The sequence below is a fragment of the Kamptonema sp. PCC 6506 genome, from assembly GCF_000180455.1.
Lineage (GTDB): Bacteria > Cyanobacteriota > Cyanobacteriia > Cyanobacteriales > Microcoleaceae > Kamptonema > Kamptonema formosum.
This window is the reverse complement of sequence record NZ_CACA01000371.1, coordinates 1-10671: the sequence shown is the minus strand read 5'-3', so window position 1 is coordinate 10671 and position 10671 is coordinate 1. Positions and strand designations below refer to the sequence as shown.

Annotated in this window: 7 protein-coding genes and 1 riboswitch; of the genes, 4 read left to right on the top strand and 3 right to left on the bottom strand. The window is 46.0% G+C overall.

Annotated elements, in window-relative coordinates; all coding sequences use genetic code 11:
* Nucleotides 1–66 precede the first annotated feature (66 nt).
* Complete coding sequence (locus tag OSCI_RS26960) at nt 67–831, bottom strand: hypothetical protein (protein WP_007358411.1); 765 nt, start codon at nt 829–831, stop codon at nt 67–69.
* Between the two features lie 148 nt (nt 832–979).
* A riboswitch (cyclic di-AMP (ydaO/yuaA leader) is annotated at nt 980–1112 on the bottom strand.
* Between the two features lie 411 nt (nt 1113–1523).
* The gene (locus OSCI_RS26955) at nt 1524–1820 is read right to left on the bottom strand and encodes an ABC transporter substrate-binding protein (RefSeq protein ID WP_007358408.1); all 297 of its coding nucleotides are present in this window, start codon (nt 1818–1820) and stop codon (nt 1524–1526) included.
* 282 nt (nt 1821–2102) lie between these two features.
* Between OSCI_RS26955 and OSCI_RS26950 the strand changes: the two genes are divergently transcribed.
* A complete protein-coding gene (locus OSCI_RS26950) occupies nt 2103–3320 on the top strand; it encodes a sensor histidine kinase (protein ID WP_007358407.1) in 1218 nt (405 codons plus the stop codon).
* 168 nt (nt 3321–3488) lie between these two features.
* Here OSCI_RS26950 and purM read toward each other — a convergent pair whose 3' ends face one another.
* Nucleotides 3489–4514: a phosphoribosylformylglycinamidine cyclo-ligase gene (gene purM / locus OSCI_RS26945; RefSeq protein ID WP_007358406.1), complete on the bottom strand. Its 1026-nt coding sequence runs from the start codon at nt 4512–4514 to the stop codon at nt 3489–3491.
* Nucleotides 4515–4601: 87 nt separating this feature from the next.
* On the opposite strand from purM, the gene OSCI_RS26940 reads away from it, so the two are divergent.
* The 3 genes from OSCI_RS26940 (at nt 4602) to OSCI_RS26930 (ending at nt 10601) form a co-directional block, all read left to right on the top strand.
* Nucleotides 4602–7016 (top strand): TIGR03936 family radical SAM-associated protein, encoded by a 2415-nt coding sequence (locus tag OSCI_RS26940; RefSeq protein WP_157135595.1) that lies wholly within the window; start codon nt 4602–4604, stop codon nt 7014–7016.
* 504 nt (nt 7017–7520) lie between these two features.
* On the top strand, nt 7521–7700 hold the full coding sequence (locus OSCI_RS26935; protein WP_019487697.1) for a hypothetical protein: 180 nt from the start codon (nt 7521–7523) through the stop codon (nt 7698–7700).
* A gap of 507 nt (nt 7701–8207) precedes the next feature.
* Complete coding sequence (locus OSCI_RS26930) at nt 8208–10601, top strand: Rne/Rng family ribonuclease (RefSeq protein ID WP_007358404.1); 2394 nt, start codon at nt 8208–8210, stop codon at nt 10599–10601.
* Nucleotides 10602–10671 lie beyond the last annotated feature (70 nt).

Below are 10671 nucleotides of genomic sequence, written 5' to 3'. Positions count from 1 at the left end.
TAATTTTAAAGCCTCGGTTTTAGATTTTGGATTACACAATAAATCCAAAAATCCAAAATCCAAAACTTAATGTAGAGATACGGCCGTCTCAAACATCAACTGATTTGCAGCTTCTTCACTGTAGAAATCCCCGTGAGAATAAAGCATGGAGGGAATACCTAGCACTGAGCAAGGAAAATCAGAACCTAGTTCCCGCACGAGCGGATGATTAACAGAATTACAACCTAAAAATAGCAGTGTTGCAGTTTCCGATTCTACAACTTGTCTTAGTTCCGAGCTAACGCTCCCAAATCGGAGGTGAGCTTTAAATAAACCCCGCCATTCGTCAGCTAGACAGCGTGCTTGCCACAACAGTTTATCAGCTTGCTCAAATTGGTTGTTTTGGCAAAAAATTGCTTGAAAGTAAGATGGATCTAGGAAGGTTGTTCGCGAGCGTCCTGACTGATTTTCAGCTAGCGGCAGAGTTAAGGTAGGTGCAGCACATTGAGTAGCTGTAACTTCATTTAAACCCCACTGCTGTTGATGGATTAGTGAATTATTTTCCTCAGCAAAGTTGCAGAGATTTTGAGGATGATTACTTCGAGCTTCATCAACCACATAAACGACTTGAACGGTGACTTCTTTGCTAGTCGCTAAACGAGTTTGATGGGCCATCCACAAAGTAATATCGAGAGCAGTTTGACTTTTAGAAGAGCTGTTGTAACCAACAATAAAGTTGACGGATTTTGCAGATTTAGCTTTTTTAAAATCAGGAAATCTTGGCTCTGGTCGTAAGACCATTTGCTCAATTAAATCATGACGACCCATTGCGATTTCAAGGCGCGTTAACATTGACTTCAGGTTCACAGTTTTAACCCCTGTTATAACGAAACAATGGCGAATGAAATGTGGGTCAAGTAGGAATAGCCACTATTTATAAAATTTACAGCGACATCCCCAAGGATGTTCCAAAGACAAATGCTCTCAAAGCTAAAGTCTTGGGTACTCCTTCCATTGCCGACGGAGTTAGCTGACGGGCTAAGACTGGAAAGTGTCTCTCTCTTATCAGAATTAGAGATTAGCCCCTAAAATTGGTTCCTCCGTTCTCAAACTAAAGCTGACAGATTTTAACTGCTGCTTCAATTGCGATTAGGCTACCCACTAAATAATTACAGTTAGCGACGATCTAGGAACTGGTTTTGGATTCGGGCAGTAAGTTGGATTCGAGCCTGCGGAAAAAACCCAGCTTCCGAGCGAAACGATGCAAGACTATATAATTATACCTTAATTTACTCGTTTTGTGTAAAGTAGCGATCGAGAAAATTTAAAGCATGATTGCGGAGTTCGTAATATTCCTTAGATTCCCGCAATTCTTGGCGATTGCGTGGGTGCGAAAATTGCGCCAATTCGCACGTTAGTCACCATCTGCGGCGGGGGAATAATAATGATCCGAAATTCTTTGAGCGGAGATCCGAAATTCTTTGAGCGGATCGACTCCAGCGGCAGCAGATAGGTAGCGAACAAAGTATTCGTAAATTGAAGAACTAAGTACGACTGCCCAGACTCTTTTCTCTGGCGTTTGTAACGGCTCCTGATACGACGGGGGACGCATCAAGTCGCCCAAATATGAGGCCGTCGCGGGATGTTGCCCAGCTAGCTTCCCGATTGAGTTTGACGTTTAAACCGTATTTGCGGAAGAAGCCTTTTTTCCAGGCGATCGCAAATGGCGCACAATCGTTTACTGGTACATAGCCGACGGTAATATCGGGTTTTTCCAAGGTTTCTGGCTTGACTATTTGGGCGATCGCACTCGCTTCTTCCGTTAGTCCTTCTCTTCTCAATGCCTACGAAGTTAGCTGACGGGCTAGGACTGAGAAATGTCCTTCTCCGATCGTAATTAAAAAGTCAAAATGTAAAATTAAAACACTTTTACGTCAATAGGTCTTAGGAAGTAAGTTTTGGTAGCGGTAGCCAGCGCCTCTTTGTAGGATAGGCAATCTACTGATTGTAAATTCTGTGTCTTTTGCTAGTGGAGCCTTCAAGTTTTGCTCTGCCAGTTTGCAGCAGGTCAACTACAATAATCCAAAGGGAATACCTACCCTAATCCTCCCCCCACCCTAACCATGCTGGACTGTAGCAAACTGTTAGCTGATAAAACTGAAGCCATACTCACCAATTGGGTTGAAGCCGTTCGGCAAGACAGACACATCGAAAGTGCCGATACTTTACCGCATTCAGCAGTAAAAGATCATATTCCTCACGTATTAGTTGCAATGGCAACCGTACTGTCCAAAACTCAAGAAAGTGAAATTGGACTGATAGTAAGTGCAAGTTTAGAACACGGATTATTGCGGGCCGAACAAGGATACGATCCCTCAGAAGTAGCCCAGGAATACCGTTTATTACGACAAGTGATATTTACTCATTTAGAACCAGAGTTGCTAACCACCTCTGTACCCGAAGTAATGCGAACAATGCGTCTAATTGATGCTGTATTGGACGAAGCGATCGCGCAATGTTTTAAAAGTTATGTTGACGAGCGACTGCGAGAATTGCAGCAGATTCAAAGTCAATTAACATTGACAAATCAAGAACTTAATCGCTTAGCAAACGCTAATCAAGAAACCCTCGCTCACTTAGCTCACGAACTCAAAACACCTCTTAACTCAATTATCGGTTATTCCGAGCTATTTTTACGTAAAGAAAAACGGGAAACAGAGGTGAGAGACACCCGCCCTCAGATTGAACATATTGAACGAGTGTTGCGGAATGGCAGACAGTTACTCCGCTTAGTAAATGATGCCTTAGAACTGTCCCGCGCCGAAGCCGGACAAATCAAATTGCGGCTGATACCAATCAATGTCATCTCTACAATTAATACCGTCATAGAAACCATGCAGCCATTAGCTGACGATAAGGGATTAAAACTTATATTAAAAAACGATAGTGTACCTGATAAAATTATCACTGACCCCCATAGATTTCAGCAAATTCTCACTAATCTCATCAGCAATGCCATTCGCTACACCGAAGTTGGTAGCATCGAATTAAATTGTGAATTATTGCCAGATGAACGCTGGTCAATCGCAGTCAAAGATACTGGAATAGGCATTGCTCCCGAACATAAAGAGCAAATTTTTGAACCCTTCTTCCAAGTTGGAGAACCTAATCGCTACCAATTCCCTCCCGACAGCACCGGTCTTGGATTAGCAATAGTTTCTCGGCTAGTAACGCTTTTACAAGGCAAAATAAAGTTAGTCTCTCAAGTAGGTGTCGGTTCCACTTTTACTGTAATGTTACCATTAGAAATTAAGACAAATAAACTTTTAAGTGTCAATTGATAAATCTAGCCTAGCACTTTATAAAATCAATGATATAGCCTTCAGCTTCCTCTGAAACAATGAAGAATTGTAGAATATTTTTTCTATTGCTCTGGTAAAAAATTTGTAGCGCTATTATCATCATTATATGATGATAATAGTGCTACAAAATGCTGCTACAAACAGAGTTTAAATTTCCATTACTAATTCCCCATTTCCCTCAATCACTTCCCCAATCTGAGCAACAGAAATATCCTGAGATTCAAACCATTTAATTGCCTGTGCTGCATCTGCTAACGAAACTAATAAAACAAATCCAATCCCCATATTAAAAGTATTAAGCATCTCCATTTTATTAACTTCACCCGCCTTAGCAATCCATTCAAAAATAGGAAGAGTTTGCCAACTATTAATATCAATTTTTACAGATTGATTTGCCCCCAAACATCGAGGTAAATTTTCAGGTAAACCTCCCCCAGTAATATGAGCCATCCCCGTAATTTGCAGACCAGTGCGGAGTGCTGCTAGGACGGGTTTAACATAAATTCTAGTTGGAGTTAACAACACTTCCCCTAAACTTTTCCCGCCTAATTCTTGAGGTGTTAAACTCCAGTCAAATCCACCGCTGCTGACAATTTTTCTAACTAAACTAAAGCCATTGCTGTGAACGCCACTACTAGATAATCCAATGGCAATATCTCCTAGCCGTACCTGGGAACCGTCCAGCAATTTGCTCTTTTCTGCAATACCAACGCAAAACCCCGCTAAGTCATACTCTCCCGGTTGATAAAAACCTGGCATTTCTGCGGTTTCTCCTCCTAGCAAAGCACAGCCGGCCTGCTTACATCCTTCAGCAACACCAGCAACTACTTGAGCAAGTTGTTCTGAGTTCAATTTGCCAGTAGCTAAATAATCTAAAAAAAACAGCGGTTCGGCCCCTGATGTGAGTACGTCATTAGCACACATGGCGACTAAATCAATTCCTACTGTGTCGTGACAATCTAGAATTTGTGCCAATTTTAACTTTGTACCAACACCATCCGTCCCGGAGACTAAAATGGGTTCGCTCAAACCGCTAGGGACGCTGAAATATCCACTAAACCCGCCAAACCCGCCTAAAACTTCAGGTCGGTGGGTACTCTGCACCATATTCCTGATACGTTGCACAAAGGCTCTACCGGCCTCGACATCTACACCTGCTTCTCGATAATCCATAGTCCACGTTTGTCGTTAAGTCTCTAGTCCCTAGTCTGATTGCTAAAAGGATTTATTACTCTAGGAGAGTAAGGTTGAAGACATTAGCTGAATGCTAATGCACAAGAAAAGCAAAATTCTCCACATCCTCCCCTCCGATCCTCCCCCCATCCCTCCCCCATCCTCCCCCCATCCCTCCCCCATCCTCCCCCCATCCCTCCCCCATCCTGGCCCCTAATCTTCGCCGGTGGACAAACAGCAACATCTAATCCCGAACCCTACGCCAACTTTTTCGACTTCATCGCCTTGGGAGACGGGGAAGAACTACTTCCTGAAATTGGTTTAGTCCTAGAATTGGGCAAAGCTAATAACTTGAGCCGCGAAGAATTACTGCTAGATTTAGCTCAAATTCCCGGCGTATACGTCCCCCAATTCTACGAAATGGCAACAGATGGCTCCGTGTACCCCACAAGGCCAGATGTTCCCGAACGAATTTTGCGGCGGGTAGCAACTCCTATACCAGCCTACTCCATCGGCTTAGTGCCCTACGTCGAGACAGTACACGATCGCCTCACCATCGAAATTCGCCGGGGTTGCACTCGCGGATGTCGTTTTTGTCAACCGGGAATGTTAACTCGTCCCGCTAGGGATGTCGAACCCGAACAAGTTGCAGATGCGATCGAACAAGGCATGAGAGCCACAGGATATAACGAATTTTCGCTTTTATCCCTGAGTTGTTCCGACTATTTAGCACTACCAGCACTAGGCTTAGAAATCAAAAATCGCCTCAAAGACGAAAATATCACCCTATCTTTACCTAGCCAGCGGGTAGACAGATTTGACGAAAATATCGCTAACATCCTGGGTGGTACGCGACAAGGTAGCTTGACTTTTGCCCCGGAAGCTGGCACTCAGCGGATGCGGGATATTATCAATAAAGGTTTGACCAACGAAGAACTATTGCGAGGTGTTAAAACTGCCTTTGAGCAAGGCTGGGACAAGATCAAGTTGTATTTTATGATCGGCTTGCCTGGAGAAACGGACGTTGATGTAATTGGTATTGCGGAGACAATTCGCTGGCTACATCAGGAATGTAGAGCATCTGGGCGCAGACGGTTAAATTTTACCTTGACCATTTCTAACTTTACGCCCAAGCCTCACACTCCCTTTCAGTGGCACTCAGTCTCTACCGCTGAGTTCGAGCGCAAACAAGCCTTACTGAAGGCAGAATTTCGGGGAATGAAAGGGGTTAAGGTAAATTTTACCGATGTGCGGATTTCCGCGATGGAAGACTTTATCGGTAGGGGCGATCGCCGCTTAGCCCCAGTTGTCCGCCGCGCCTGGGAATTAGGCGCAGGAATGGATGCTTGGTGGGAAAGTTTAGACCGTGCTTTTGGCGCTTGGACGCAGGCGATCGCAGAATCTGGATTAAGCTGGAAATACCGCCTAGTAGATAATGGGGAATGGAATGTGATGGAAGGTGAGGTCACGCCGCCATCCCAGTGCATTGACCCCCCAGAGGCAGGCGTTACCAAGGCAAGTTTTGAGGATAAAGTTTCTTCACCTCCCGCTCTCGATCGCCCCCTACCTTGGGATCATATAGATACAGGCATTGACAAAGTTTGGCTGAAAACTGACTTGCAACGAGCCCTAGAAGCAGCTACAGTTCCCGACTGTTCCTTTGAAGGCTGTTCCCACTGTGGTGTCTGCGGGACAGATTTCGGTCATAACATTGTTGTTGTGCCTCCCTCGATTCCTCCCTTTGCAGGTCATTTCGTCCCCAACCAAGAGCGCAAACAGCGCTTGCGGGTGTGGTTTGGTAAGCTGGGCGATCTGGCTTTAGTCAGTCATCTGGATTTGGTAAGATTATTTGACCGCGCTCTGCGGCGCTCTTCCTTGCCGATTTCCTTTACTGGCGGATTTCGTCCTAGTCCCCGGATTTCTCCAGCTAATGCCTTACCTTTGGGCGCTACCAGTAGCGGTGAAATTGTGGACTTTGAGCTGACTCAACTTGTAGACGTGGCGTTTTTTCGAGAAAAACTGGCAGCTAATTTACCCGAAAATATTCCCATTTACAAAATTGAAGAGGTTGATGTCAAAGCTCCCTCCGCTACCCAGTTATTGACGCAGGCCGAGTATTTGATTACAGTAGGTTTAGTGCGATCGCCAGAGGATTTAGAAGGTAAGGGCAAATTTCCACAACCTCAGCCCCGATGGGCAGATTGGGTAGAGGAAATTAAAGCAGCTACGGCTTTTTGGCGGGAGCAAACCTCAAAGTCTGGCAAGGTGCAAAGCGTCAATTTGCGCGATCGCCTGCAAGAATTGGAACTTGTACCTGCATTGAGTAACAGCCCAAATAGCTGCGAAACTAACTCTGAAATTACCCTCCTTCGCTGCATCGGCAGTTGCCGTAACGACGGCACTATAATGCGACCAGAGCATATCATCTATATGCTCGAACAAGTCAGCCCGCAGGAAATTCAACTCCTTTCCACCCACCGTAACCAGCTCATCCTTAGCTAGGTTTCTCGATCCCGGTTTTGTTTTCTGAATAATGCTATAGTGCGTGGAGAGGTGACTATATCTATAAGATCGTTAGTTATCTAGCGAGTTCAAAACAACTCCAAACATCACTTGAGTTTTTTAGCAGTAGCCTTGAGCATAAGCAAACTTGTTTCTTAATAGGAAGAATAGGTGGTTAATAAATTGTCTAAAACTCCATAAATTTGTCTGATTAAGGCAAGTTGTGCTATCATTGCAAATAGCAGAAAACTAATGCTACCGCTTTGAGCGGATTACAAAGATTGGGCTTGATATCCTGGTAGTCTTAAAACTAGCTCGCCTTTAATAAGGTTCAAAGGGACGCGGCGATTAAAGGAGCTGAAAATAATGGTTAAGACGCAAAGTTATCATTACGAATTGTATAATTAGTAAGGTCGGCTCGACCTGAATTTATGCCTGTGAAGTAGAAGGGGCCGACCCCTACGCAGAAGCAGGAATTAGATTCCTAACTGTTTTTTGGCAGTGATGGATAGTTTCTATCAAGCCCCAGCAGCAGCAACAGTAGCAGCAGCAGAAGCAAAACGGTTGTCAAGAGATAGCCGATACCACTGGTTTTTACCAAGGGATAAAATTGGCATTGTTAAAGATGCCGCGATCGGTCGGCTCAGTGAAGCAAGAATCCCCTTGTCAGAAAGTGCCAATTAAGATGCTTTGTGTTTAGGAAGCTGATGTGGCAGTAGTGCTGTTAGCGCAAGCCGCTGAGTCAACCAGCAACGCGGGCTGGGTGCAACTCACTTCTGGGCAAGACTTCGAGCTTTTTGTGCATTCTTGACTAAATCCAACGCCAAACCCTCCAATGAGGGGAAGAGCAAAAATATCGATTAGTTCAAGCGAACGACTCACCATTGAGCCTGGGCTTACTCAACAATCAATCGGCTCTAGCTAGTCTGAGATTGTTAGAAAATTGCTCTATTTGACGAACAAATTAAGATTTTAGATAGTAGATTTTAGATAATTTTAGTTATGAGCCGATAGTCGGTTTCAACTAAGAAACAAATCTAAACTCTACAAACAGTTAACAGTTAACAGTTAACAGTTAACAGTTAACAGTTAACAGTTAACAGTTAACAAGCAGCTACCAATCACAGCCAAAGTCATAGGCACGGGCAGCGTAGGTGTCTTAAACTTGCTGCAAAAATTTGAGGAAATTGAATGCCAAAGCAGATAGTTATAGCGGAGCAGCATCGCCTTGCTGCTGTATTTTCCGAAGATCAAATCCAAGAACTCGTAGTCGCCACTGGCAGTCACCAAGTCAGCGATATCTATCTCGGAATTGTTGAAAATGTATTACCCGGAATAGACGCAGCCTTCGTCAATATTGGCGACCCCGATCGCAACGGCTTTATGCACGTCACCGACTTAGGGCCCCTACGGTTGAAACGCTCCGCAGGCGCGATTACAGAATTGCTTGCTCCCCAGCAGAAAGTCCTAGTCCAAGTGATGAAAGAGCCAACGGGAACTAAAGGCCCCCGACTCACGGGCAACATTACTCTTCCCGGACGCTACTTAGTTCTAATGCCCTACGGCCGGGGCGTAAATCTCTCCCGCCGCATCAAATCCGAAAACGAGCGCAACCGCCTCAGAGCGCTAGCAATTTTAGTCAAACCTGCCGGTATGGGGTTGCTAGTCCGCACCGAAGCTGAAGGGATGACAGAAGAGGCAATCATAGAAGACTTAGAAGTTTTGCAAAAGCAGTGGGAAGCAGTCCAACAAGAAGGTAGTTCCACTCGAGCTCCAGCCCTGCTCAACCGTGACGATGATTTCATCCAGCGGGTACTGCGGGATATGTTCAGCAACGACGTGAACAGAATTGTCGTGGACTCCCAAAATGGCATTAAGCGCGTCAAGCAGCACTTAATGGCCTGGAATGGAAACAAACTACCGCCGGGAGTTCTGATCGACCACCACCGCGAACGGATTCCGATGCTGGAATATTTCCGCGTCAACCCCGCGATTAGAGAAGCCCTCAGACCTAGAGTGGACTTGCCCTCTGGGGGTTATATCATCATCCAGCCCACAGAAGCGCTGACGGTGATTGATGTCAACTCTGGTTCTTTCACCCGCTCAGCTACAGCCCGCGAAACCGTACTTTGGACTAACTGCGAAGCCGCAACGGAAATTGCCCGACAATTGCGCCTGCGAAATATTGCTGGCGTGATCATTGTGGACTTCATCGATATGGAATCGCGCCGCGACCAGTTACAGGTGCTAGAACATTTCAATAAAGCCCTTAGAGCTGACAAAGCACGACCACAAATTGCCCAATTATCTGAACTTGGGTTGGTAGAGCTCACCCGCAAACGCCAAGGTCAAAATATTTATGAATTGTTCGGTCACACTTGTCCTTCTTGCGGCGGATTGGGTCATCTCGTCCAACTTCCAGGAGAAGATGAGCTAGCTCCAGCAGTGCGTGACTTTTCTACAGCGCGTGAGTCCGCAGCCTCAAACCGTTCTTTACCTCGCCCCGCTTTTGCGGAAATATTGCCGACAGTGCCAGAAGTGCCAGAACGCCGCAGTTTGACTGGTACTCCCCGCCATAGCTTCGGGGAATCCCCTGGGCCTGTTAGGGAAGAGCGCTCTCTTGAGCCTGCACGGGCGGCTTGGGAAGCTCAGAACGAGGGGTTAGATTTCGATGGGAATAGCAGTTCATCCCTGGATTTGATTAATCACCCTAGTTATCAGGATTTAGGGAATGGGGCCCGCCGCCGCCGATCGCGCCAACGCCTGGGAGAGGGTAATCTGCCTGTGAGGGAGGAGGAGCCAACGCGCAGTAAGTTACGGGTGCCAAGCGTACCTTCAATGGCTGATTCCAGAGGAGAATACTTGGGAGTTCCAGGAGTGCGGGCAAGTTCCGAGACGTTCCCCATTGCCAGTACTATTGGCCAACGACGCGATCGCGACGATTTGGAGCGGGTGCGACCAGCTAGACCAGAACTCATGAAACCAATGGTAGAACCGCCGGAAGTGATTGCGGTGGAAATGACTCCAGAGGAACAAGATGTCTATGCTTTGATGGGAGTTTCTCCGTTGCTACTGTTGGATCGAACGGTGAAAAATCCCAAGAACGCGATTATTTCGGTAACGCTTCCCGGACAAGGGGGAACTGCACCGCAGGTTGAGCGATCGCCAGTGGAGGCAGAATCTGCGATCGTTACTGAGCAGATTGGGGAAGAGTCTAATTATGCAAAGGATGAGCCAGATTATGGAAGGCAAGAGTTAGATTACTCAAGGCAAGAGCCAGATTACTCAAGGCAAGAGCTAGATTACTCAAGGCAAGAGCCAGATTACGCAAGGCAAGAGTCAGATTACGCAAGGCAAGAGTCAGATTACGCAAAGGATGAGCCAGATTATGCAAGGCAAGAGCCAGATTATGCAGCCGCCTCTTTAGTTTCCTCTGCATATTTTGAGGAAGACAGCGATGACTATTCCGAGCATAGCGGTGAAGTTTCTAGTGTTGCTGAAACTTCTCGATCCAGCGAGCAGGAGGAGCAAGAACCTCTGAATCGCCGCCGTCGTCGTCGTTCTTCTGCCTTGGTTGAAGAATGAATAGGAAAATGGGGAAGATTAAGGGCCAGGATGGGGAGGATGGGAAAGGTAGGGAAGATAGGGAAGATTT

Bases quoted from the DNA above. Each gene is read 5' to 3' on its own strand.
- OSCI_RS26960 (WP_007358411.1), bottom strand. From the start codon at position 831: ATGTTAACGCGCCTTGAAATCGCAATGGGTCGTCATGATTTAATTGAG.
- purM (WP_007358406.1), bottom strand. From the start codon at position 4,514: ATGGATTATCGAGAAGCAGGTGTAGATGTCGAGGCCGGTAGAGCCTTT.
- OSCI_RS26950 (WP_007358407.1), top strand. From the start codon at position 2,103: ATGCTGGACTGTAGCAAACTGTTAGCTGATAAAACTGAAGCCATACTC.
- OSCI_RS26935 (WP_019487697.1), top strand. From the start codon at position 7,521: ATGGATAGTTTCTATCAAGCCCCAGCAGCAGCAACAGTAGCAGCAGCA.
- OSCI_RS26930 (WP_007358404.1), top strand. From the start codon at position 8,208: ATGCCAAAGCAGATAGTTATAGCGGAGCAGCATCGCCTTGCTGCTGTA.